General features: G+C 35.8%; 23 protein-coding genes. 7 read left to right on the top strand and 16 right to left on the bottom strand.

Annotated features, from left to right (window positions below):
* Window positions 1-91: 91 nt before the first annotated feature.
* Together trpS and aspS are read right to left on the bottom strand one after the other, a co-directional pair.
* On the bottom strand, window positions 92-1,165 hold the full coding sequence (trpS, locus tag TDE_RS07600) for a tryptophan--tRNA ligase (protein WP_002679267.1): 1,074 nt from the start codon (window positions 1,163-1,165) through the stop codon (window positions 92-94).
* A gap of 7 nt (window positions 1,166-1,172) precedes the next feature.
* Complete coding sequence (aspS, locus tag TDE_RS07595) at window positions 1,173-2,936, bottom strand: aspartate--tRNA ligase (RefSeq protein ID WP_002679265.1); 1,764 nt, start codon at window positions 2,934-2,936, stop codon at window positions 1,173-1,175.
* A 171-nt stretch (window positions 2,937-3,107) separates the two neighbouring features.
* Here aspS and TDE_RS07590 point away from each other — a divergent pair, with 171 nt between their 5' ends.
* Together TDE_RS07590 and TDE_RS07585 are read left to right on the top strand one after the other, a co-directional pair.
* Window positions 3,108-3,590 (top strand): hypothetical protein, encoded by a 483-nt coding sequence (locus TDE_RS07590; protein WP_002679263.1) that lies wholly within the window; start codon window positions 3,108-3,110, stop codon window positions 3,588-3,590.
* Between the two features lie 38 nt (window positions 3,591-3,628).
* Window positions 3,629-4,096, top strand: coding sequence for a hypothetical protein (locus TDE_RS07585; protein WP_002679261.1), 468 nt, complete (start codon window positions 3,629-3,631; stop codon window positions 4,094-4,096).
* Window positions 4,097-4,203: 107 nt separating this feature from the next.
* Here TDE_RS07585 and TDE_RS07580 read toward each other — a convergent pair whose 3' ends face one another.
* On the bottom strand, window positions 4,204-4,953 hold the full coding sequence (locus tag TDE_RS07580; RefSeq protein ID WP_002679259.1) for an SIMPL domain-containing protein: 750 nt from the start codon (window positions 4,951-4,953) through the stop codon (window positions 4,204-4,206).
* A 315-nt stretch (window positions 4,954-5,268) separates the two neighbouring features.
* Between TDE_RS07580 and glgA the strand changes: the two genes are divergently transcribed.
* The 4 genes from glgA to TDE_RS07560 are packed head-to-tail and all read left to right on the top strand — an operon-like array spanning window position 5,269 to window position 10,954.
* On the top strand, window positions 5,269-6,744 hold the full coding sequence (gene glgA / locus TDE_RS07575) for a glycogen synthase GlgA (RefSeq protein ID WP_002679256.1): 1,476 nt from the start codon (window positions 5,269-5,271) through the stop codon (window positions 6,742-6,744).
* A 37-nt stretch (window positions 6,745-6,781) separates the two neighbouring features.
* Window positions 6,782-7,300: a DUF2062 domain-containing protein gene (locus tag TDE_RS07570; RefSeq protein WP_002679252.1), complete on the top strand. Its 519-nt coding sequence runs from the start codon at window positions 6,782-6,784 to the stop codon at window positions 7,298-7,300.
* Between the two features lies 1 nt (window position 7,301).
* Entirely contained in the window at window positions 7,302-9,539 is a 2,238-nt protein-coding gene (locus TDE_RS07565; RefSeq protein ID WP_010957002.1) for a TIGR03545 family protein, read from the top strand.
* Window positions 9,539-10,954: an NFACT RNA binding domain-containing protein gene (locus TDE_RS07560; RefSeq protein WP_002679249.1), complete on the top strand. Its 1,416-nt coding sequence runs from the start codon at window positions 9,539-9,541 to the stop codon at window positions 10,952-10,954. Before TDE_RS07565 ends, TDE_RS07560 begins: the two co-directional genes overlap by 1 nt.
* Here TDE_RS07560 and TDE_RS07555 read toward each other — a convergent pair.
* The 4 genes from TDE_RS07555 to lipA all read right to left on the bottom strand — a co-directional run bounded on the left by TDE_RS07555 (window position 10,949) and on the right by lipA (window position 15,054).
* Complete coding sequence (locus TDE_RS07555; RefSeq protein WP_002679247.1) at window positions 10,949-11,608, bottom strand: metallophosphoesterase; 660 nt, start codon at window positions 11,606-11,608, stop codon at window positions 10,949-10,951. The two genes, TDE_RS07560 and TDE_RS07555, sit on opposite strands and share 6 nt — an antisense overlap.
* A gap of 3 nt (window positions 11,609-11,611) precedes the next feature.
* The gene (locus TDE_RS07550) at window positions 11,612-12,469 is read right to left on the bottom strand and encodes a lipoprotein (RefSeq protein WP_002678265.1); all 858 of its coding nucleotides are present in this window, start codon (window positions 12,467-12,469) and stop codon (window positions 11,612-11,614) included.
* 375 nt (window positions 12,470-12,844) lie between these two features.
* Complete coding sequence (gene miaB / locus TDE_RS07545; RefSeq protein ID WP_002679246.1) at window positions 12,845-14,200, bottom strand: tRNA (N6-isopentenyl adenosine(37)-C2)-methylthiotransferase MiaB; 1,356 nt, start codon at window positions 14,198-14,200, stop codon at window positions 12,845-12,847.
* 2 nt (window positions 14,201-14,202) lie between these two features.
* Window positions 14,203-15,054, bottom strand: a complete 852-nt coding sequence (lipA, locus tag TDE_RS07540) for a lipoyl synthase (protein ID WP_002679245.1) — start codon at window positions 15,052-15,054, stop codon at window positions 14,203-14,205.
* 175 nt (window positions 15,055-15,229) lie between these two features.
* Here lipA and TDE_RS07535 point away from each other — a divergent pair, with 175 nt between their 5' ends.
* Window positions 15,230-15,487, top strand: a complete 258-nt coding sequence (locus tag TDE_RS07535; RefSeq protein ID WP_002679244.1) for a type II toxin-antitoxin system RelB/DinJ family antitoxin — start codon at window positions 15,230-15,232, stop codon at window positions 15,485-15,487.
* 58 nt (window positions 15,488-15,545) lie between these two features.
* On the opposite strand, the gene TDE_RS07530 is transcribed toward TDE_RS07535, so the two are convergent.
* The 9 genes from TDE_RS07530 to TDE_RS13280 form a co-directional block, all read right to left on the bottom strand.
* Entirely contained in the window at window positions 15,546-16,115 is a 570-nt protein-coding gene (locus tag TDE_RS07530; RefSeq protein WP_002679242.1) for a hypothetical protein, read from the bottom strand.
* A gap of 336 nt (window positions 16,116-16,451) precedes the next feature.
* Window positions 16,452-16,790 (bottom strand): hypothetical protein, encoded by a 339-nt coding sequence (locus tag TDE_RS07525; RefSeq protein WP_245522406.1) that lies wholly within the window; start codon window positions 16,788-16,790, stop codon window positions 16,452-16,454.
* 110 nt (window positions 16,791-16,900) lie between these two features.
* On the bottom strand, window positions 16,901-17,074 hold the full coding sequence (locus tag TDE_RS07520) for a hypothetical protein (RefSeq protein WP_155116690.1): 174 nt from the start codon (window positions 17,072-17,074) through the stop codon (window positions 16,901-16,903).
* Between the two features lie 392 nt (window positions 17,075-17,466).
* Window positions 17,467-18,066 carry a hypothetical protein gene (locus TDE_RS07515; RefSeq protein WP_002671162.1) on the bottom strand — a complete coding sequence of 200 codons (600 nt, stop codon included), beginning with the start codon at window positions 18,064-18,066 and terminating at the stop codon, window positions 17,467-17,469.
* A gap of 7 nt (window positions 18,067-18,073) precedes the next feature.
* Window positions 18,074-19,273 (bottom strand): RHS repeat domain-containing protein, encoded by a 1,200-nt coding sequence (locus tag TDE_RS13150; RefSeq protein ID WP_245522405.1) that lies wholly within the window; start codon window positions 19,271-19,273, stop codon window positions 18,074-18,076.
* Window positions 19,274-19,635: 362 nt separating this feature from the next.
* Complete coding sequence (locus TDE_RS07500) at window positions 19,636-20,079, bottom strand: hypothetical protein (RefSeq protein WP_002679236.1); 444 nt, start codon at window positions 20,077-20,079, stop codon at window positions 19,636-19,638.
* Window positions 20,080-20,544: 465 nt separating this feature from the next.
* The gene (locus TDE_RS07495; RefSeq protein WP_002679233.1) at window positions 20,545-21,285 is read right to left on the bottom strand and encodes a hypothetical protein; all 741 of its coding nucleotides are present in this window, start codon (window positions 21,283-21,285) and stop codon (window positions 20,545-20,547) included.
* 127 nt (window positions 21,286-21,412) lie between these two features.
* Complete coding sequence (locus TDE_RS07490) at window positions 21,413-21,730, bottom strand: hypothetical protein (RefSeq protein ID WP_002679232.1); 318 nt, start codon at window positions 21,728-21,730, stop codon at window positions 21,413-21,415.
* Between the two features lie 417 nt (window positions 21,731-22,147).
* The gene (locus TDE_RS13280; RefSeq protein ID WP_010956993.1) at window positions 22,148-25,528 is read right to left on the bottom strand and encodes an RHS repeat domain-containing protein; all 3,381 of its coding nucleotides are present in this window, start codon (window positions 25,526-25,528) and stop codon (window positions 22,148-22,150) included.
* Window positions 25,529-25,603 lie beyond the last annotated feature (75 nt).

Below are 25,603 nucleotides of genomic sequence, written 5' to 3'. Positions count from 1 at the left end.
ATATTATCATACAAACACATAAAATTCAAGGGGAAAATGGAGATGTTTTAGTTTTATTTAATTAAAACTCGTCGTCAGCTTTGCTGATGTGTCACATTCCCTCAAAATAGTTTATTTTCATTGCAGAGCGGACAGAATGAGTTGTAGCTGCGGCTTTTTCCCTTGCTTTTTTGGTGCCTTCAATCAGGATTTGATAAACGGAAGGAAGGTCTTTTTGAAAGGCCTCTCTTTTTTCCCTGATTGGCCTAAGTTCTTCCTGTAAAATATTGTTTAAAAATTTTTTAATTTTGACATCGCCTAGACCGCCTTTTTGGTAATGCTCCTTAACCTCATTCAAGCATGAATAATCGCTCCAAAACTCAGGGAAGTGCTCATTTCGGGCAAAGGCGTCAAGATAAGCAAATACCGGATTTCCTTCAACCTTCCCCGGGTCTTCAACACGGAGGTGATTAGGGTCTGTAAACATTCCCATTACCTTCTTTTTGATTTCTTCGGGGCTGTCCGAAATATAAATACAGTTGCCGAGCGACTTACTCATCTTAGCTTTTCCGTCGGTTCCGGGAAGCCGGCCGCAGGTTTTGTTTGCAGGCAAAAGCTCCTTGGGCTCTACCAAGGTTTCCCCGTAAAGAGAATTAAAGGAGCGGACTATCTCGCGCGTTTGCTCAATCATGGGCATCTGGTCTTCGCCAACAGGAACCGTATTTGCCAAAAAGGCCGTAATATCGGCTGCCTGACTTATAGGGTAGGTTAAAAAACCTACAGGGATACCGGTGTTTCCACCGGCGTTGACACCTGTGTTAAAGCCTCTCAGCTTAATCTCATTTTTTACCGTAGGGTTCCGTTCAAGGCGGGCCAGGGTAACGAGATTCATATAATAAAAGGTAAGCTCGCAAAGTTCAGGGATTTGAGTCTGCACGAGGATTGTCGATTTTTGAGGGTCTATTCCGCAGGCAAGATAATCCAAGGCCACTTCGATAACGCTTGTACGCACTTTTTCAAGATTATCCGCATTGTCAGTTGTAGCCTGCGCATCGGCAATCATAATATAAATTTCGTCATACTTGCCCGAATTCTGCAAAGCCACCCGGTTTTTTAAGGAGCCTACATAGTGCCCTATATGAAGTTTTCCTGTGGGTCTATCCCCTGTCAAAATAATGTTTTTCATTTAAACCTCATTCCTTAATAACCAAATGGAGTTCGTCCAGCTGCTTTTGGTCTACTTCGCTGGGGCTGTCGTCCATAGGGCTTACTGCAAAAGAGTTTTTCGGGAAGGCGATTACTTCTTTTATCGATGTTTCGCCTGCCATAATCATCACTATGCGGTCAAGCCCCGGAGCAATGCCGCCGTGGGGCGGGGCACCGTATTTAAAGGCTTCCGTTAAAAAGCCGAACTTCTTTTCCGCCTCGCTTTCGTCAAAGCCGACAATCTTAAAGATACGCTTTTGCAGTTCGGGATTATGGATTCTTATGGAGCCCGAGGCTACCTCATATCCGTTTAAGACCAGGTCGTAAAGATCGCCTTTTACGGGTTCGGGATTTTCTTCCATTGTTGCAATATATTTTTCTTGAGGAGCCGAGAACATGTGATGAGCCGGGTCCCATTTGTTTTCTTCCTCATTCCATTCAAAGAGGGGGAAGTCCACAATCCAAGCAAATTTAAATTCGGCAGGGTTTAAAAGACCTAAGTCCTTTCCGAGTTTGCTTCTGACGGCGCCCAAGGCCGTGCAGGCAATCTTGTACTTATCGGCTACAAAAAGAATTAAGTCGCCTTTTTCGGCTCCGAGTTTTGAGCAAATTTCCGCTTCCTTTCCTTCAAAGAATTTGGAAACACCGCCTTCAAGCTTTGCACCGCCTTCCGTTACCTTAATCCAAGCCAAGCCCTTAGCCTTGTATATTTTGGCTGCGGCTTCAAGCTCTTCAATTTTTTTTCGGCTATAGGCTTCCGCCTGTCCTTTTACAACCAAGGCCTTGACGGCTCCGCCTAAAGAAACGGCATCTTTGAAAACTGCAAAGTTTCCGATTTCGGCCATAAAGGCTGCATCCTGCATCTTCATTTCAAAACGGAGATCGGGCTTATCAGTGCCGTAAATATCGATAGCTTCATCGTAGCTTATGCGTTCAAATGTTTTAGGAAGGTCTACATTTATGCTCTTTTTAAAAGCATACTGCATCATTCCTTCGGTTAAGCTTAAAACATCTTCGCGGGAAGCAAAGCTCATTTCAAGGTCGATTTGAGTGAACTCGGGCTGTCTGTCGCCTCGGGCATCCTCGTCGCGGTAGCAGCGCGCAATCTGAAAATATTTATCAAAGCCGGAGACCATTAAAATCTGCTTATAAATCTGCGGAGATTGGGGTAGGGCATAGAATTTTCCCGGATAAAGGCGGGAGGGAACCAGATAGTCGCGGGCTCCTTCCGGCGTGGACTTAATAAATGTCGGGGTTTCAATTTCCAAAAAATCTTTTGAAGTTAAAAATTCGCGGACAGCAAAGGTAAACTTGGAGCGCAACATAATGTGTTCCTGCATAGCCTTTGAGCGTAAGTCCAAATACCTGTATTTAAGCCGTAAATCTTCGTTTGCATTTGTTTTTTCGTCAATCTGAAAAGGAAGCACCTCGCTTTTTGAAAGCACTTCAATCTTTAAGGCCTTAACTTCGATTTCTCCCGTTGCCATTTCTTTGTTTATCATAGAATCGGGGCGGGGTCTTACAAGCCCCTCAACGGCAATACAGAATTCCTGCTTGAGGCTTACTGCAAGGGCTTTTAAGTCTTCGCTTGCATCATCGTCCACAACTACCTGAGTCAAACCGTAACGGTCGCGTAAATTTAAAAAAGTAATACCGCCGTGATCCCTTTTTCGGTGAATCCAGCCGTTTAAAACAACAGTTTTTCCTGCAAAATCCTTATTTAAGCCGCCGCAGGTTACGGTTCTTTGCATTTTTTCCATAATTAAATATTATAGTTAAAATGCAAAAGCTATGCAAGAGTGCATGAAGATTTTATTGTGGAGATTTTATCTTAAAAAAATAAGGATGTCATCTTAAAAAAAGATTGACAAAAGCCGGTAAATAATTATAATTACAAAATATTTTTATTTTTAGGAGTTTATATGAAACACACCTATAAGACAAGGATTTACAGAGTCCTTGTAAATGCTGCTATGGGATTAGCTCTTGCCGTAATTGTAAGCTTTATTGTCGGTTTTTTTATACCAAGCAATATAGTAAGAGCGCTTGTTTTTATTGCCATTTTGGCAGGGTATGTTTGGCTTGTAATTATCAATAATATCATTACGATAGAGGTTGATGATAAAACGCTGACCATAAAAAAAGGTAAAAAAACGGACATATATGATATTGCGACAACAGCTGTCAGGGCTAAAATCGTTACCTCGACATACGGACGATCTTCTGCCGGAAGCGATACGGAATGTTCACTGTATCTTACGAGACCGGGAGAAGAGGAAGTGCTGGTTGATTGCGAACTTATCGGTATTTCTCATTTTAATGAGCTTTTGGAGAACTTAGGTATTACCGGAGATTCCGTAGCCAAGCTCGATACCGAAAATACAACGGAAAAACACAACAGCTGATAAAACGGCTAAGCTGAAAACCATAAAGGAGCAAACATATGGACACAATCATGAGTAATGCAAGTTTTTCGAATATCTATTATTTTATCATTATCCCGATAGGTTTAATTGCTTATTTTGCCTTTGCAATCTTTAAAACAAAGAATGAGAAGAAACGGGTTACAAACTGGCTGAATGAACATCCCAATGCCGTAAAAGTGTATATCGGTAAAACAAGTTCGGTAACCGGTTATCTGGCAAGTGCTGCCCGGCAAATATCCGTCAACAGTGTTGACGGAGAGCGCCCGCTATTTTTTACAGAAAAACTTTCAAACGGATTTTATGTTACACCGGGAACCCATATCGTCGAATCTTCGTTTACTAAAACGAGGCCCGGTATTATTTATAGGAGTGTTACTACTACCTATGGTCCGAGCAAACAGGAAATTACTGTAGAAGGCTTAAAATCTTATAATTACAGCTTTAATACAAACGAAGAACGATATGTTTTTGAAGCGATAAACTAAAAATACCGATCAAAACGGGAAGCTTTGTTATGAGCACGGAAGAAAAATATATACATCCGACATGGGATGATATTTTATAGCTGTGCTCCAACAGAGCTTCCCCCTAACTATTCCAATTCAAAGACAACGCTTATTTCTGCAGAAACTTCAATCTGTCCCATGGGAGAAAAATTTCCACCTGCTGCCTCATAATCGGCGGCTTCTTTCATATTTTGGGCAGCATAATTATAATAGTTTCGTTGGAACATACCTGTAGGTTCCTCGCTTATGCTGATTATTTTTCCTAAAGAAAGGGGTTTTCCGCTGTTGGTGGCTGCCTTACAAAGAAGGAGAGCTTTTTCTTCAGCTGCTTTTACGGCCTCAACCCTTGCTTCGTCCATCAGCTTTCTCATATCGGCAACCGAAAAACCGACATTGTAGATTCTATCTACTCCCGTATTTAAAAGTTCCGTTAAAAAGACTTCGTAATCTTCAATCTTTGTAATAAGAACAGCTATGTTTTGTACCACCTCATATCCATCAAAATATTCATCACCGTTGTCCCTATATCTGGATCTAGGGTTAATATTTACGCGTTCAATACTTATATTTTTTTGTTCGATTTTATATTTTTCAAAAAGCTCTTTTAATTTTAAAATTGCCGCATCATTTTTCTTTTTTGCCGCAGATAAGTCCCTATCCTTAGAAAAAACCGAAAACGAAATTGAAACCTGATCAGGAGATTTCGAAATAGAAGATCGTCCTGTAACGCTTACAAAACGCTTTTCGCTTGCTTGAGGACTGCATGCTCCAAATAAAACAAAACAGATACATAAAACACCGATAAGTTTTATGACCTTAATACTAGAATTTTTCATAAAAGCCTCCAAAAAAATTAAGCACTTACAAAAGCCAAAAAACTCCTTTGTAAGTATACTAAAACAACAAAATTTTACCTTATAAAGTTACGACTTTTTAGTTATAGTCTTTTAAAATCAATAAAACTATGGTATCATTATTATAATGGATGCAGGATAAACAGCTCGGCAGGAATTCTGCCTTACTGTTTATCTGCGAGTTTTGTGCTTTACACAAAACATCGTTTATTGTATGTAGTTTTGCTTTGCAAAACTACTTGAAAAAACTTTTTCGCAAATTAATATTTGCTGCAAAAGTTTTTATAGGGGAAGCTTATGAAAATAATGATGGTTACAAGCGAGCTTGTTCCTTTTGCAAAAGTAGGAGGTTTGGCTGATGCCGTTACAGCTTTATCAATAGCTCTTGCAGAAAAAAGACATGATGTAAGGGTTGTAATGCCTCGTTATTATAAAATCGATCGAAAAAACTTAAAGCAAATTCCGGGGGCTATGGCCGTTCATCTTGGGCCTTATGAACACTGGGTAGGAGTTTATGAGTCAAATCTGCCTTCTTCAAAGGTAAAGGTTTATTTTATAGACCATGAACAAGCCTTTGGCAGAGATGGCGTTTACGGTTCAGCTTTTGAACCTGATTTTTCCGATAATACGAAAAGATTTTCACTTTTAGCCCATGCAGCTTTTCAAGTTTGCAGAAAACAGGCATGGATTCCCGACGTTGTACATGCCCATGATTGGGCTGCGGGCTTGGTACCCGTACTTTTACGCTTTACAGAAAAAAATACGGAATTTAAAAATACGGCAAGTGTTTTTACCATTCATAATATGGGTTACCAAGGTGTTTATTCAAAGCATACCTTTCCCGACACAGGCCTTGATTGGAACGACTTTTATACTACAGGCTTTGAAGACTGGGATAGAATAAACTTTTTAAAAGCGGCCCTTGTTTCTTCCGATATGCTTACAACCGTTTCTCCTTCTTATGCGGAAGAAATTAAACGCCCCGAATTCGGCTTTAGGATGGATGGTATTTTGCGGTACAGGGAAAAAGAACTGACAGGAATTTTAAATGGGGTAGACACCTCAATTTGGAATCCTTCAAAAGACGAGTATATTCCTTACCGATACAATTCTAAAACCCTTGAGGAAAAGGAAAAAAATAAATCCGTTTTACAGGAAAGGTTCGGTCTCGAAATAGATATTTCCGTTCCGGTATTCGGTATGATAAGCCGATTGGTTGATCAAAAGGGTATTTCAGAGCTTTTCGGACCCATGTACGGTTCAGCCTTTAAGATATGTTCCGATATAAAACTTCAAATGGTTGTTTTGGGCTCAGGTGAATCTTGGTGCGAAAAAGAGCTCAATTTTCTTTCACAAAGGCTGCCTAATTTTAGATGTTATATAGGCTATAATGAAGAATTAAGTCATTTAATCGAAGCCGGAAGCGACTTTTTCTTGATGCCTTCAAGATATGAACCATGCGGCTTAAACCAAATGTATTCCCTCCTTTACGGAACCTTGCCCATAGTCCGAAAGACTGGAGGGCTCGCAGATACGGTAGAAAACTATAATGAAGAAACAGGCGAGGGTACGGGTTTTGTGCTTGACTACTTAAGCCCTCAAAGTATTTACGATACGGTCGGCTGGGCAGCTTATGCATGGTATAATAAAAAAGATCACATAAAAAAGATGAGAACCAAGGCCATGAGTAAAAAGTTCGGATGGAATATAGCCGCGGAAAAATATTTAAAAGTATATGCCGATGCTATTGAAAAAAAAGCTTCCATGTTATAGACTAAATGAAAAGGAGGAGGTTTAAAACCGTATTTCTATGATAAAATATGTAACTTCATTTTTTAGAGCCATTAATGCAAATGCTCATCCCGGTGATATAGCTCATGCCGTCGCCTTAGGCCTTTTTTTGGCAATATTACCTAAAAATAATTTAACATTTACGTTTTTGTTTTTTTTGTCTATTTTTATCCGCATAAATAAAGGAGCCTTTTTTATATCTTTTATTTTATTCGGGTTTTTAACCCCATTTATGGATGTACTAATAAACAACATAGGTTTTTGGGCTGTTCAACTGCTATTTTTACGCCCCATCTTTATCGCCTTAGAAAACATTCCTTTTGTAGCTCTTTTTAAGCTTTCGAACACAATGGTCTTGGGAGGTATAATTTGTGGACTTATACTGTATATTCCCGTATACATCTTAACAAGAATTATAATAGCAAAATATAGAAAATATATGCAGCCTGCCGTAAATGTAAAGGGTGTCGGCCTTTTAGGTAAGATACCGCTTCTTCGCCACTTAACAAAAATATCTGATATAAAGGACAATTTTTAATATGACGAATAAAAATAACGAATCATTGCAAAAAGATGAAATAAAAGCTGCCAAAAGGGCCGCTAAAGAGGCAAAAAAACTTGAAAAGGTAAAAAAACTTTTTAAAAAGCGTTATACAAAAAGATCTCTTAATCGAAAAATCTATAAAAAGATTTTCATTCCGGCAGATAAAGATTTTATCCAAGGTTTTATAGTTTCAAGTACCGATGAAAAAACAAACAAAGAATATTTCGAATTCGATAAAACAAAGATAAACGATAAGACTCAATTAAAACGAATAAACAAAATAGCTTTGGAAATAGGCAGGCAAAAGGGAAGGGTAAATTTTCCGGCAGTACTGGGTGCTTTGGCCTGCGTTTTTGCCGTTCTATTCTTTGTATATATTTTTAGAAATGTATTGGCAAAAAAAATTATAGTCGGAGGCTCCGAAGCAGCCTTCGGTGCAAAATGTGAGGTAAGCCTTGTAGACTTCGACTTGTTTAACACTAGGTTTAGAATCCAAGGATATAAGGTTGCAAATAAAAAAGAACCCATGCGCAATTTATTTGAAATCCAAAATATAGACTTTTATTTTAACCTTTTGGAATTAAGCCGCGGAAAATTTGTTGCAGAAAATATGGCGATTGAAGGTTTTACATGGAATACTGAAAGAACAACTTCCGGAGCCTTGCCTCCCAAAAAACAAAAACCTGTAGATCCCAATAAGAAGCCTAATCCCATTACGGAACTAATCAATGCTGAACTTAAAAAAGTGCAATCCCAAGTATCCGTTGACAGCGGTTTAAAAGCCGTTCAAGATCAAATAGATCCGAGAAAAATTCTTGAACGAGAAAAGGCCGCTTTTAAAACTCCTGAAATTACCGAAAAGATAATAAATTCCGTAGATCCTATGGCTCAAAAATGGATTAAGACTAAGGACGATGTAGAAAAACAGGTCGTAGATACCGTTGAGTCTGTTCAAAAACTAATGGCCATAGACATAAATAATATTAATGATGTAAAACAGCTTCAAGAATTGATAGAAATTATTCAAAAAGTAGTTAAAACAGGGCAGGATGATTTTAATTTGGCGAACAGCCTTTTTAATGATGTTCAAAATGATATAAAGGATGTTGACCGGCTGGCACGGGATGCAAGTGAAGCAATTAAAAATGACTTAAACCGTTTAAACAACATTGCAGGGCAAATAAAGTCTATCAATATCGATACCGGTAAAAAACTGGTTGCCGATCTTATAAACACTTTTATAGTAAATACTCTTGGTACATATTATCCTTATTTTGTTCAAGGAATGGAACTTTTACAAAGCTCTCAAAAACAGCCTAAACAAGAAAAGGAACTTACATTGGCTCAAAAATCGAAAGCTATGGAACGCCTTCCCGGCAAAACCTTTATCTTCGGAAAAGACTCGGTTCCGACTTTTTTGATACGGAATATTTCGCTTTCAGGTCATCATCCCGAAAAGGATGTCTTTGAAATCGGAGGAAGAGCTAAGGCTATAACTAATGATTACGATAAACTCGGTATTCCTCTTACAATTAATTTAAATGCAGCCCACGGAAAATTAAAAGAAACTGCAGAGGGTATAATCGATTTACGTTCTTATACAAATGAGCTCGTCGATACCGATTTTACATTTGAAGGCTTGGATATGGATATTCCTTCACCTGCAGATGCCGTTCCTTCTCTTACAGGTATCTTAAAAACCGGAGGCGGTATAAAGATTTCTAAAGATAAGGATGTAGTTATCAATGCAAATATGGAAATCATCAAAAGCATTCTTAGTGTTCAAAAATTTGAACCGGCCTTTGTTTTTGAAATCTACCAAAACATTCTATCAGATATAAAAAAGATAAACGTAAAAACAACCCTTACAATCAATAAGGGAGAAAGTTTTACCCTCGATGTCGATACGGATGTGGATAATCAAATAGCAGCTGCCTTAAAAAAAGAATTAGCCCGCCAGGTTGAAAAAGTAAAAGCAGAGCTTTTAAAGCAGGGACAAAAATGGCTTAGTGAACAAAAAGAAACTTACAAAAAAGAAATCGACACCTTTATGTCGGCAGCAAATAAGGCTAAAAAACTTCTTAATGACGTAAAAAATTATGAAACAATATTGGATAAGAAGAAGGCTGAAGCCGAAAAACGTATAAAAGATATTGCCGCCGGAAAAATAAAAGAAGCTCAAAAAGAGGCAGAAAACAAGGTAAAAGATCTTTTAAAAGGATTCGGATTTTAATGTCCTTAAACAATAAAGAAATAGATCTAATTCTTGAAGAGCTGAAATTAGAGGGCTTTTTTATTCAAAAAATAATTCAGCCCTCTTATACAGCCTTGGTCTTTTATCTTTACAAAGATAAACCTCTTACTCTTTTTATTTCTCTTGATGCCGGAGCATGCCGGCTTCATTCTACACGTAAAAAAATTCCTAAATTCGATAAGCCTATGCGTTTTATGGAGCTTTTAAAATCCAGAATCAAGGGCGGGAAAATTCTAAAAGCGGAACAACTAAACGAAGACAGAATCATACGTCTTCACATTGCAAGCGGAGCAGGGGACTTTTTTTTATATTTAAGGCTGTGGAGCGGGGCTGCAAACATAGTTTTAACCGATGAAAATAACCTTATAATCGACGCTTTTTACCGCCGGCCTAAGAAGGGAGAAATATCAGGCGGAACTTGGCTGACTCCAGAACCTCAAAAAATAAAAAAACAAGATTATTGTGTTCGCGAGTATGACAAAACAAAAACTTTTAATGAGGCTGTCGAAGAATGGTATATTAATAATGCTCCAAAGGTTTCAAAAGAAGCCCTGCTGGACGAGGCCGAAAACCTTTACGGAACTAAAATATTAAAAATCGAAAAAGCTCTTTTAAAACTTAAAGCAAAAAGGGAAGAATTTTTAAATGCTCAAAGTTTAAAAAATGCAGGAGATTTGCTTTTTTCAAACCTTCATCTGATAAAAAAAGGAATGAAATTTATAGAACTTGAAGATTACACAAAAAACGGTGCAAAAATAACTATTACTTTGGAGCCCCTAAAAACACCCCAAGAAAATGCGAATCTCTATTATGAAAAATATAAAAAAGCCGTTTCGGGTTTAGAGGCCTTGGAAGAAGATATTATATCGGCCGAAAAAGAAATAGAAAAACTAAAAGAAAAAATAGAAAAAATTAAAACGGAAGAAAACCCTTATTTAATTCAAAAAATTCTTCAAAAAGAAAAAATTCCGGTACAGCAAAAAGCTAAAAATACGAAGAGTGCTCCGGGTTTAAAATTCTTTTCGGAAGGTTGGACTATTTTAGTAGGCCGAACGGCAGCTGAAAATGATGAGCTTTTGCGTCATTTTGTTAAGGGTACAGACCTTTGGCTTCACACAAGGGATTATGCAGGCGGCTATGTTTTTATAAAGGCTAGGGCAGGGAAGAGTATCCCCTTACCTGTTTTGATTAAGGCCGGAAACCTCGCAGTCTTTTATTCAAAGGCGAGAAAAAACGGACAAGCCGATCTATATACCACTCAGGTAAAATATTTACGCAGGGCAAAAAACGCACCCAAAGGAACCGTTCTTCCTACACATGAAAAAAATCTTTCCATAAAACTGGATGAAAAAATCTTAAAACAATTGGAAGAAGAAAAAATATCTGCTTTATAAATTTTTAAATTCCATTGACGGTTTTGCATCTTTGCTCATAGTTAAAATTCCATAGCTTTTATTTGAGCCCATTCTAGGTCTTGATACCGAACCGGGGTTTATCAAAAATATTCCGTTTACTTCTTTAATTAATGGTACATGGGTATGGCCGAAAACCGCAACCGAGCAGTCTTGCTGCCGTGCAAAATTTAAAAGAGTGTTTAATTCAAAATCTACATAGAATTCATGCCCGTGGGTTAAAAGAATTTTTTTACGGCAAGTCTCTAAAAAAAGAAATTCAAAAAATTCCAAATATCGTTCGGGATTTTTTTTAAAGCCGAAATCCGCTCCCGTTTTTCTTGCATCTAAATTTAGAACATATTTTTTTGAATCGCAATTTCCCATAACAAGGGCTGCTACAGGAGGCATACATTCCATCAGCTCTTTTTCATATTGTGAAATCGTTATATAATTTAAAAAATCTGCAAGGCCGTCTCCTGAAAATAAAACGGCATCGGATTTTTTTCCCTCGCGGCCCAAAATATCAATTATAGTATCTACATTACCGTGTGTATCCGAAATTAAAATAAGGCGTGCTTTTTCGGCAGATTTTAGTTTTTCAAGAGCTTCAGGAGATGCAAAAATTCCCTTATTAAAGTACTCCAAAGAGTTCACCGGTTAAGCACCTCCCTCAAGCTTATCCGGATTTATAATGCCGTCATTCTCCGTTTCGTTTTCCCCTGAGTTTTCTTTATCATCCGAAATATCCGTTTCTTGACTCTCATCAAAATCCTTATAAATTAAAATATATCTGTGGGATTGAAGTCCCGTATCGGAATCAGTATACGGTTTAATTGTATAATGATGATTAGTAAAAAGCGTCTTGCCCAAAATTGTTTGTGCCGTAAAAAAAGCCTGTTGAAATTCCTCAATCGGAAAAATCTTTATGTTTTTTTTATGAGCATTTATATCCTCACCGGCAAAAATAGCTGCTACAAGTAAGAGCATAACCTCATTATCGCTTATCAAAAAATCCTTTTCCTCATTCATTATCTCTTTAGGAATTTGAAAATCAACTACAATATCCGAAGCAGCTTCTAGTGGGAGAATTTCGTCCATGGGCAAAAGGCTTATTATTGAAAGTTCAGGATTATTCTCCGCCGCCTGAATAAGATAACGGCCTCCGCCTTCAGGTATACCTATGGAAATAAGTATCGTGGTTTTTTGTTCTTCAATCTTTTCGTTAATCATTCTAAGACGAGGCTGTTTAGTCGCTTTCACCATATCGGAATAGGGTAAAACTCTAACATGAGAATCGGGACTTCCGAGAGCATATTCATTTTCAAGATATTTTAAAATATCTTTCCGCTCATAATAATCTTTTCCAAGAACAATGAGGATATTGTTTTTTATAATCCTTTTAGGTTTTATTTTTTCATAAACAATTTCTTTTTCTTTATTATTGCTGCAAGAAGTAATAAAGGTTGAGAACAGTATACTTATAAAAATCAAAAAAAATAAAAGCTTTTTCTTCATAATAAAATTCCAATTTTCCTTTTAATGAAAGGGGCTTATAAAATATAAAGAAAGTATATCAAAATTTTAAGATAAAGAAAAGAGGAGATGAAACCTTTTAAAAACCACCCAATCCAATTAAAACCTCATGTAAGTAGACAGAACATACATTATAGGAAGTTTTATAAAGGGTTTTTATGAGTTTTTTTAGAAGGAATTTTTACCCATTCTTCACAATAAAATCCAAGTTGACATCTCTACGGCCCAACTTATCCATTTATAAAATATATTCTCTATTTTAGTCGAGTCAACACATATTGTGTTTATTAAGATGTATTATTATTTCTACAATATTTAATAATTCAGTATAAAAATGTATACATGTTAAGATTTTATCTAATTAAGATTTGCTCTAAATGTTTTTCCTTTTAGTTCTTTTAATTCTGCATGGGCAAAATTTCCGATTAAGGATTCGGGAGGATTGCCTTGGATTACGGTCATCTCTCCTTGTTCGGTGTGCCCGAAAAGTTCAGACCTTTCATTTCTTGAATGGGATTCAACCAAGATATCTACCTTTTTACCGAGTTTTGCCTTCATTTTTTTTGCCGTAATTTTTAGCTGTAAGTCGATTACACGGCCCAATCTTTCTATTTTTACTTCTTCAGGAATCCTGTCAGGATAATTGAAAGCCTTTGTTCCTTCACGCGGATTATAATGATACATAAAGGCCGAATCGAATTCTATTTCCTGCATCAAATCCAATGTAGCCTTTACATCATCTTCGGTTTCTCCGGGGAAGCCCATCAGAATATCGGTACTCAAGGCTATATCCGGTATGGTTTCTTTTAGGCGTTTTATTCTGTTCTTATAATGTTCAATCGTGTAAACCCTGTTCATTCTTTTTAAAATTGTATCGGAGCCGTGTTGAACCGGAAGATGAACGAGTTTGCAAAGTCTTTTTTCGGCAGCGATTGTGTCGATTAAAGCATCGGACATATCCTTAGGATGACTCGACATAAAGCGTATCCATCTTATCATATCGGTTTTATCCGCTTCTCTCGCTATAAGAGTTAAAAGTTTTGGAAAATCGATTAGCCTCCCCTCCCCGTCTTCTCCTTTATAGGAATTTACGTTTTGGCCGAGCAAGGTAATTTCCCTTACCCCCCTTGATGAAAGCTCGGTAATTTCCTGCAATATTTCATTTACGGGACGCGAAACTTCCCTGCCCCGAACATAGGGCACAATACAATAAGTACAAAAATTATTGCAGCCGTTCATAATGGGCACATAGCTTTGAAAGGACTTCGGCGAATGAGAAAGAGGTGCGAAATAATAACCCGATACGGGTTTTTCTTCGATATTGTCATGAGTAAACTCCGCCATATAATTATCATTTTTAAGGCGGGCTTTAATTTCATCAAAAATTTGAGGAAGAAGATTGCGTTCAAACATTCCGACAACATAATCGATGAGCGGGAATTCTTTTTGTATTTCGGTATAAAGCCTTTCAGCCATGCAACCTATTAAAAGCACAAAAAATTTACGCTTTTTTTTCAAACCCGAAAAATGTCCCAGTCTTCCCAGAACCCTGTTTTCGGCAGTTATGCGTACGGAACAAGTATTTATTATAAGTAAATCGCAGTGTTCGGCATCGGAAGAATTCGTCCACCCCTTTTCTAGCAGAATCTGTTCCATTGATGAGGATTCAGCCTGATTCATCTGACAGCCGTATGTTTCAAAAAAGTATGTCATATTTAGCTCAACACATGCTTTTCGGCATGATAACTGGAACGAACAAGGGGACCGCTTTCCACAAAAGAAAAGCCCTTCTCCAAACCTATTTGTTTATATTCTTCAAAGACTTCAGGCCTTACATATTCTTTAACCTCAATGTTTTTTATAGAGGGCCTGAGGTATTGGCCTATGGTCATAACTTTGCAGTTTATTTTGCGTAAATCGTCCATGGTTTCTAAAATTTCAGCCCTTGTTTCCCCCAGCCCCAACATAATACCTGATTTGCATACCAAGCCGGAGTCTGCAATTTGTTTTAAAACTTTGAGAGAAGTATCATATGTAGCCCTGCTCCTGACATGGGGAGAAAGCCTGCGTACCGTTTCAAGATTATGAGAAATTACCTCAGGTTTTGCTTCGATAATCATCGATACCAAATCTTCATGGCCTTGAAAATCGGGAATTAAAACTTCCATAGTAACATTCGGTGTTTTTTGTTTTACGGCTCTTATAACCTTTACCCAGTGGGAAGCACCGAAATCTTTTATATCGTCCCTATCTACCGAGGTTAAAACTACATGTTTTAATTTTAAAGCCTCAACCGATTGAGCTATTTCCATCGGCTCATTAGGATTTAGGGGCAATGGGCAACCGGTAGGCACATTACAGAATTTACATGCACGCGTACAGATATTTCCGCAAATCATAAATGTTGCAGTTCCGCACCTCCAACATTCTCCCTGATTGGGACATTTGCCGCTGGTACATATAGTATTTAATTTATGTATTTTTATTGTATTCGATACTTCCTGTGAAAGTTCTCCGGTAGGAAGTTTTATTTTTAACCAATCAGGTTTTCTTTGATTACAAGTCATAAACCCAGCCTTAAAATTCATAATTTTTTTGATTATAGGTTAAAATCATAAAAAAGTCTAGGTACCGGGTAATTCCTCTCACTGTAAATTTCTTTATACTTTTTAATGAAAAGCATTTGTGCAAAAGTATTGCTTTTTTATTGCTTTTGTAGTATATTACTAATAAGAGGTAAATATGAAAACAGCAGTTTTACAGACACGGATAGATAAAAATCTAAAACAGGATGCGGATGCTTTTTTTGAATCAATAGGAATGGATACGACAACTGCAATACGTATATTTTTAAAACAAACTTTAATACAGCGTAAAATCCCATTTGAAATTGTTCAAGATAATTCTTTTTATTCGGAAAAAAATATAAAAGCTTTGGAACATTCTAAAACTCAAATGGAAACAGGGCAGCATTCAATTCGTGAACTTGTTGAGGTGTAGTTTTGCCTAAGAAAAACTCTGAGATAAAATTTGAATAATATAATTTTTTACTTTAGCACTAATTTTCCGAAAAATTCATTCTTAACTTTTTTCTCTTAATAAAAAAATTATATAATATAGCATATTCTTTTTTGATTTTACCATTATCAGAATTAGCTACACTTTTAATACTATATAATACTGAATATGGAGTATTAGAAAAAACTAAATAATATTTATTTATATATCTAACTTCAAATAACTTAATAAATTCATCATCATACATATTTTTTGCAGCTAATGGTGGTCTTCCAATTCTATTTATACCAGTAAAAACAATCATATCATCAATAACAAATGAAAATAATAAGTCATTAAATCCCTTCATATTAGCTTTCAAATCTTCGAGGTTAACATCACAATTAACTTCTATGCAATGCTTATCATAAAAATATGATAATATTTTTGATTCCTCTATTGCATAAATTATATTTATTTTCTCTTTTAAACACATAACAATATCATTCTTATCTAATTTTTTAATATCAGAATCTTTAATAGATATATCCCAAAAAATAATTCCAGAAAACATTGCATTAACTTCCATAATTATTAAAATAAAAAACAAAATTAAAAAAAAATTCTTCATTTTTACTCAATTTCTCCTGTTTTATAATAATGCTCTATCTAATTTGCTGCATAATCATTAATCGACTCAGTTTTTTCACTAGCATTATACCAAGCCTCAATAATAGGATTTGGTATATTTGCTTAATACTCTTAAACGATCTTCTTCATCAAATAATCTTTTCTGTTTCATTCTTCTTTTTAACATATTTTTCATCTTTTTTAAAGTAAGTTTTTAGAGGTGACCTCTAATATAATCACCATTAATACCTCTTTCTAAATAAAACTACATACGTCATTTTCAAGACTATCTATAAAAATATAGTTTTTTAGTGCCTATTACTCCTCAATTTCATTATTATTGTTTCACTAAAAAAAATACAATAATTAATGCAATTAGAGGAAATAAAATACATGATAATATTGCTGTCATTTTATAAGCAAATCCCAAATCACCATTTTCCGCACGTTTCTTTTGTATACTCGATATAATCCACGCTCCTAAAAACCAAATTACTCCTACAATAAATATTATTAAAATTTTTATAGAACCATAACGATAATCCATATTACCATAATACATCCTTTTACCTAAAATTATCGTAAAAATAATTAATATTATTGAAGGTAGTATTGTATATCTAAAAATATGAAACCATGTATCAACTGCTAGACTACTAAATATAATAGTTTTCATTTTTCTATTCAATCTTCCTAACCATGAAGCAATTACATATAACAATAAAAGAATATATAATATGATCCAATAAAGTCCAGGCAAAAACGACAAAATTATAAAAAAATTATCTATATACCTTGGCATTTATTTTTCCTCCAAATTTTTATTTTTTCACACCATTGCTTATATTCTTCATAAGAAGTTTTTATAGTATCAGCAATACTTCTGGGAACAAGTTTTGCACGTTTGAAAGCTGATTCTGCATATTCAAAATAATGACTTCCAGCTTTGCCTAAAGCCATACCAATCTTCAAAACTGCTGTTTAAAAGGGCGGAGCAAGCATCTTACCCTTAAGAATCCCAAAGCTTTCTTATAGTTTTTATTATTGCACAAAATATAAAAATAAACAAGCGTAGGCACCCATAGACAAACTGTTTATTCTAACAGCACACAAAAATCAAGTTTCATCAAATATATGATCGTATTTTTTATACCAAAAATTTAGTAATAATCTTCTTTTGGCGAACTGCTCAATTTTGTTTTTTAGTATTATGAAGAAAACAAAATTGAGCACCGCACTTTTCAAGGCTCCGCCGTCGCTTTCAATCGCTGTTCGAAAGATGAGATATTTAAAATATTTACAATAATAAAAAAAAATCATAATTTCTTCAAATAATTATATCTATTACACCATTATGGCAAATATATATCTTGAAATTTACCTTTTACAGCAACCACACGATAATTCAGTTTTTGTATTTGCACAGGTTCATTATCAAGGGAGTATTGAATTTCAATTACACAATTAAATTCATCACCCGCTTTTTTATCCATAAATACATTACCTAATTTTATAGTGGCTAAAGGATCAGCAAACTCTCGTAAAAAATACCATCCATTAAGGGTCTCATAATATGAATCTTTAAAAGTGTATACTTTATTCTTGCATAAAGTCTTAATAGTCTTTCCATCATTGAACAAAACTCTCATTTCATTTATTTTCAATATTGTATATGGTTTTTTTACAAATAAGTCAAACTGGATAGCTGTTTTGACCACCCGCAAAGTAAGAATATTTCCTGGCGGGCTAAAATATAAATTAAAGGCCTGAGGATATTTATCGCCAAACGCTAATCTTTGGTCAACCGCCGATGGAGGTTTTGCATCCAAGCAATAAAAACCAAAACTCGTTTTAGGATATAAGATATCTGCAAACAGACCGCCATTTATAAAACTATAAATGCCTATAACACATACCGCAACCAATAGAAATATACCAATAATTATTTTCATGCTATCCTCATTTATTCTTTATCCAACAGCTAGTATTATAACCAAACCAATAAGATTTGTTACTAGTAATAAGAACATTATGCGTTATCAATTTTTCGTATGGTTTTATATCGTATAATGAGTGCCCCCGCCATGTAAGCGGATTAATTATTGATCCGTTTACATAATTAAATGTTCCTTTGTCAGGATAATCCAATACGACCATTTCTTTTGAATTTATAACCACTTCCCGCCCATCTTGATGAATAAATTTTGCATTTAAATTCGGTTTTTCTGCATTAGTTTGATGATATTGGGATTCGATACTAGACACTTCTGACCATCCAGAATTTGGATTCATTAATTCATCAAGACTATAATTCATCGTTCCATCTTCTTTAAGATTTAAAAAGTCATGTAATGTTTCATTCATAAAAGTCTCATCAGCCTTAAATAATCCGTCAAGCTTCATTGAATCCTTCAACGTTCTCATTTCTTTGGATTTTTCCCCTCTCAATTGATTTGAAGGAGATACTTTCACACTATCATATTCGTTTTTTAAGAACTCAAGCTGTTTTTTAGCAGAGCTTTTTTTAAAATTTTCAATTTCATCTTCTGTATACATTCCCGTAGGATCTATATACTTAATCGGGTTATTTCCGCCATAATGGTATACATTAAAGTTGACAGTATTATATATACCGCCTTTACCAACAGAAGAGCCTGCCATGTAATCATTTAGCGCCGGGTCTCCACTCAGCCACCTTGAATATTTCGGATCAAGGTATCTAGCTCCATAATAATACAGTCCTGTCTCCTCATCCAGCTCCTTTCCCGTAAATCTGAACGGTAACTTATCCAGCCCTGCAGCAACTTCTTCAATCAGCCCTGAGGGCTGCTTTGCAAGGAAATTATTATACGTCGTCAAAAACAGCATAGCAGTTTTTGACTTGTAAGTCCACAGTTCTCCGTACGGTGTGTATTCAATGTTCTCGTACTGTCTGCCTTTCCAGTCGGTTACAAACTGTGCACTGCCTAAGTGGTCACTATGGTAGTAATACCGCTTTGCTTTTTGTTCTTCGTTGTCGCCTTGGTTATCGGTGTGCGTCATTTCTTTTGAAATGGCGGGCACCTCCTGCGTCGCTACGTAAAATGAGCTCGACGTATACCCGATACGCCTCCGCTTTATTTTTACTAGGCTCCTTGTATCTGCTCCACCTATTTCCAAAAGTCCTGTCAGTGGGGAGGTTTATTAATAACTTTATTTTGGCGGACTGCTCAATTTTGTTTTTTAGCATTACGGAGAAAACAAAATTGAACACCGCGCTTTTCAGGGCTCCGCTATCGCTTCGGTATCTTTCCGCAGGAATTACTGCGGAAAGATGTACAGCAAAAGCAATTTTGACAAATTGCTTTTGCTCCCTTCCAATCGCAGTCCGGGGGGTGAGAGAGTTAGGCTGTGGATAAAGACAACGTTTTGTTTTCATAGTTTTATCTATTTTCCTCAACAGTTTTATCAATTACCTGTTACTCTTTCCTCCAAGTTTTTTATTTTCTCACATAATATCATATTTCAACTATTTATACAATTTATTTTAATATCCTATAAATACTAAGTAAATCCGTATGTTCAACATCATTTCCTTCTTCATATATTTGCTTATGGAAGTTTAAAAATTGAGAAGCCTCATAATATGTCGGAAAAAGAAAAAAATTATTAAGATTCTCTTTGTATTTATAAAAAAAATCATATGAGGAAAAAATTATCTCATTGTATATTGAAGAAAAGGAATAATAATCAATATCAAGAATTCCTACATCAAAACCATAACATTTATTATTTATATTATGGTTTTGATCTACACAAATACAGTTAGAGTAAATACTTTCTCTATCCACTACAATCCCCTCAATACCTTTATAGGCTTGAAAAAAAACATCTAAATTAATGTGTTTTATTTTTGCAATATTTAATAACTGTTTAGAGTAACCATTTACTATTTCAGCACGTTCAATAATTATCTTGCAACTCATATTCACCAATTACTCACTAACTACAGGAATAGTTGCATTATCTTTTTTAAAAATATTTTATTATCAATGTGTAAGCCTTTCATTATACTTCAATTGCCTCCTTAATGCATTTTCTGTTATTGGATCATTAGAAAATTCTCCAACACCTATCATCAAATGTTTTTTTCCATCCGGATCCACATATTTAAAGGGAAGGAAAGACACTTTTGCAGATAAAAATTTCTTTACCTCGAAATGTTGTTGGTTGTTACCCTTCCCTATGCCTCTCCTATCTTCAAAACTGCTGTTTAAAAGGGCGGAGCAAGCACCTTGCCCTTAAGAATCCCGAAGCTTTCTTATAGTTTTTATTATTGCATAAAATATAAAAATAAGCAAGTGTCGGCAAAACAGCACACAACTTTCTAACTTAGAAGTCCATAGTTCTCCGCAGGTAGTTAATACCGCTTTCCCTGTTGCATAAATTAATTAAAAACATACCATGACTCCAATATTCAACTCAGCACACATCTTACATATCTCGGAAGAAAGTTCAAAAGCGTAATGATAATAAGTCTTTAGACATAATGTTATTTTACACCATACCTTTTCTTTTATAGATAGACACATATCAACAATATGTCTTTTATAAAAACTAATAGCCATATTAATTTCATTCTTTAAATAAGTATCCTCAGTTAAAAGGAACTCATGTGCATAATAAACTACCCCATTATTTGGTATTGGCTGTTCAATGGAAACGGTTATAAAATCCAGAGCCTTATAATCTGTATTTTTAGAGACTATATTTTCACTCGCCATCAACATACTCAAACATAATGGTATACCTAAATCAGCACATTCATCTAAAATCCATGGAGACAATTCAAATATATTTTCATCATGTATTTTATCCAGATAAACTTCATAGGTTATATTCCCGCCGCTTTGCAAAAATGATTCAAGTTTTTGTCTATCCTTCACTTTCGATTTAAAATATGTATTCAAATCATGAATGATAATATCATGATTATTCCCCTTTAGTATTTCAGGAACAACATCATAGCGAACATAAGATTCCCTGAAAATTCCGCATTTTTTACCGGAGGCTGAAACTCGTACTTCATTAACAGAGTGTTCAGCAGCTGCTTTAATATCAAAAATAAGTGTTATATCACGAGCAGGCAGTATCGGATGTCTTACTACAATTGCAATATCAAGTTTAAGCATACACCCCACCTATTTTACTGGTATTACTGGAAATCTTTAAGATTCTCTTCAACTTGTGCATTCCCTTTTCCATCCATCATTTACAATAATATATAGCCAAAATGTTTATTCTAAAAGCACACAAAAATCAAGTTTCATCAAACATATGATCGTATTTTTTATACCAAAAATAAGGCAAGACATGGCGTCCCATCACATATAAAAACAATAAGCCTGTTAAAATCCATAACACTAATAAAATAGAAGCTATAGAATTTGTATAATACCACTGTAAAGCAGACACCTCAACAATTTTCATATCTTCCTTAGTAACTAAATAATAATTACCATTCATAATCATTGTAGTATTAAAAATGAAATTCTCACACTCCCAATATTTATTCATTCTATCCAAAACTGTGAATATTATAGTCAATATTACAATGCATATTCCAAATTTTTTCATAATCTTACTCCTCAATTTTATTATGATTTTTGACCCGATACACCTTTAGTTTTCATTTTTAATATTATTCCAGTCTCTTTTACAAAATATTCATTTTGAAAATAAAAATGTATATTTTTCAGGCATTCCACGCCTAAGCCATTCATCATAACTGATCATAATGTTAAAAACATTAGAAACACCTGCAAAAATTAAAATTATAATTGCAAATAAAAGAATACTAATTTTTCTTTCTGAACTGAAAAAAATTAATATAAGTCCTAGTATAAATCCCAGCAATCCATAACATATAATATAACAGGTTATATTATATGATGAATGATTTGATAAACCTGTAAAGACAAAGCAATAAAAAAATAATACTAAACATCCTAAAATATATAATATGCCTAATACTCTAAAAAAAATAGTCATAATTTATTCCTTTCGATAATTCCTTCTTGGAAGTCTTGTACCATCTCCCTTAGGATTATTTTTTGTTCTGTTATAAGCTTCCAAATAAATTGAAGAAGCAAAAAAAATAAATCTAAATTTTTCAAATGCAGAGGAAAAGTTAGCATATCCGGTTTGTCCAGATACTGTAATATTTTCCTTATTTGCAAAAGCTTGTGATATTCCAGAATCAGAAGACCCACTGTTACAGGAATGTAGTATCATTTGAGCATTTTTTGAAAAAGAAAAATCATCTAAAAAACTTACATCACTGACAGATAAATTACCTCCTTTAAAGTATAAATTCTCAGCATCTCCATGACAAAAAATCTCCATATTGTCAACTTCTATATTATTTACTTCAAAATAAACATTCAGCCAACTCCATTGAGATTTAAACTCATCGGCAGTATAAACCTCAATCAAATAGGTATTATCTTGATTTGAATAAGACTTAGCTGCGGTTTCAGCAGCTTTTTTAAAAGCTATTTGATCTTTTCTATTGTAATAAATTATAACAGTAACTTCAGCACCATCTTCTGTCGTACGGCCTGTTGGGTCCACATACTTTACCGGATTATTCCCCGCATAATGATAAACGTGAAGATTTACGGTATTAAACACTCCGCCTATTCCGGGTAAGTTCTCGTTGTGCTTTTTGGCTTCGTCATTTACCGGCGCTTGCGGTATATACTCACCTAATGCCGGATCCCCGCTTAACCACCTTGAATACTTCGGATCAAGATACCTCGCACCGTAGTAGTACAGTCCCGTCTCCTCGTCAAGCTCTTTTCCCGTAAACCTAAAGGGCAGTTTATCCAGCCCTGCGGCAACTTCCTCTATCCATAGTTCTCCGTAGGGTGTATACTCTATATGTTCATACTGCCTACCTTTCCAGTCTGTTACGAACTGTGCACTGCCGAGGTGATCTGAATGATAGTAGTACCGTTTTGCTTTTTGTTCTTCGTTGTCTCCACTGTTATCGGTATGTGTCATTGCCGTTACAAGGCGGCTGTTACCGACAAAGATATGTTTATGCACCCTTAAGCCTTGCGGGTTGTTTTGATCTTGCGTCGGGATATGTATCGTGAAAAAGTTATTGAAGTATAAGGTTTCGCTTCTTCCCTCATCGGTATACTTAAGTGCCCTCTGTCCATCGTCTCCGTAGCGGTAGTGTACGGTAAAGTTGCGGTCGCTTGATTTTGTTAATAAGTTACGCTCATTCCATGTGTAGTTACGCCTGTAAGCAAAGAGGTCTTGCGGGTTTGTCTGCTCGGTTTCTTTCGGAGCGTCAAGGCCGAAGCCGTAGTCGGTACCGTAGACGTCTTCATTTTCAAAATATGAGTAGGTAAAGGTAAATTCTTCTTCATCCGTAAAAGGTCCGTCTTTTTCTGCCGTTATGTTGCCGTTCGCGTCGTAGCGGTAGTATCGGGTGCCTGCATGGATTAGTCGATGAGCGTAAGCCGGATCGTATTCGTAGTCGAGGCTGTAATCAAGTTCTGCTTTGGGATACGAGTTTCCTTGGGAACCGGGTATGTTGGTAGTACTTAGCTTATTGGTCATGTTGCCTATATTGTCAAAGCTAAAGGTTTGTTTATATTTTGCAATACTTACCGGCGTTGCTCCGAAGCTCTTTTTACCCTTGTATTGGTTGCTTGTTCCTTCTACGCTTATCAGTTGGTACAAGTTGTCATAAGAATATGTTTGTTGTGTTTCGTAGGTAGTTGCGTCGTTATTATAACCTCGTACGTTTCCTACAGGGTCAAATGAGTACTTTATTTTTTGGAAGATATCCTGAGTTTGGTTATTCTTTGTTTCTATTGTATCAAGCCATCTTCGTTTTTCATCATATTTGTACCGTGTTTCTACGCCGTTTCCATACTTTATATATACTCTTTGTGCGTGTTCGTCATATAGGATTTTATCGACGTAGGAGTATTTTATACTACCCTTGTTTGTAGTTTTTGCTCCGCTCACTCCCTTGAGCTGTCCGCCTTTATCGTAGGTGTAGGTTATGGTTTCTCCGTCAGGGTATTTCATACTCTGCATTCGGCCAAGGTAGTCCGAGCGGTATTCAAAGCTTGCAGTTTCAGGATTAGTTCCCGCTCCATAGCGGTTTATCGTTCTTGTTTCTTTTATTACCTCGTTTAAGTTTCCGTAACTATAATGCGTTTCTCCCGTCTCATCTTTTTTGTAGACTACTTGCCCTGCTCCTTTTTGTCCCGGCGCTCCGTATTTATATTCTATGTCTTGGCTAAAAGGATAGTCTGTCTTTATTATGCGGTCAAAGCCGTCGTATTCATATCTTATTTCGGCAGCTTTGTTTTTTAATACTGAGTCCGTTTCTGCGTAAAGCCGGCCCTTATCATCATATATCCATTCTTTTTTGCCTGTGTCCTTGCTTTCTAAACTTATTCGCCGTCCTAACATATCATAGTTTACCGCCAATAAGTTGTCTTTAGCATCGTAGGCTTTTAGCATTTCTCCTAACACCGAATATTCGTATCTTGCCTTTGTAAGGAGGCTATTATTTTTATCTAAGCGTTCTACTTCCCGTATGTTTCCCCGTGCATCTTTTTTGCTTATGCTTATGTTTTCTTTCGGGTCGGTTGCCTTTGTTATTTGTAAAGAAGAGTCTATCGAGTATTCCGTTTTTTGTGTGTGGCCATCTGGAAGCGTGGTTAGGATATTTCGGTCAATGTCGTCATATTCGTATTTTGTTCCGTTTCTTATCGTTGTAAAATTATTTAGTTCGTAAAAAGATTCAAGGGCTTGATAAGAGTTTTTATTTACCAGTTCTTGTTCTAAGTTCCCTCCGTAAAAGAAGGGCATTCCTTCTTCACTCTTTCGTCCTGCCTTGTCGTAGTTGATTACACTTGAGATGTTCCAGCCCGTTTGGGTTTGATCATTCGTTCCGTCAATGTACACTTCTCCTTCTTTGGCTGTGTAGCTTATTCTTCCCAGACCGTCGTGAATTACCTCTTTTGAAAATATGCGGGCATCTCCTGCGTCGCTACGTAAAAATAAATGCTCGACGTATACCCGATACGCCTCCGCTTTATTTTTACTAGGCTCCTTGTATCTGCTCCACCTATTTCCAAAAGGCATGTCAGTGGGGCTGTCTAGTAATGAGTTTGTTTTGGCGGACTGCTCAATTTTGTTTTTTAGCATTACGAAGAAAACAAAATTGAACACCGCGCTTTCCGCTCCAATCTTTTTGCTGCATTTGTCTTCACAGGCAAGGCTCTTCCCTCCGGTCAGAGCTTGCTTTTTGCTTAAACACACCGCAAAAAGGATTTCTGCTTCAATCGCTGTCCGAGAAGTGAGATAGTTAGGTTGTGAATAAATACAAGGTTTTAGTTTCATAGTTTATGTTAACTCAATAATTTTGTAAAATATTATCAAAACACAAAGGAATCTATTCAGTGATAAACATTTAAG

Origin of the sequence: Treponema denticola ATCC 35405 (assembly GCF_000008185.1) — a bacterium.
In the GTDB taxonomy this organism is placed as follows: Bacteria; Spirochaetota; Spirochaetia; order Treponematales; family Treponemataceae; genus Treponema_B; species Treponema_B denticola.
This window is presented reverse-complemented; position numbering and strand designations above follow the sequence as displayed.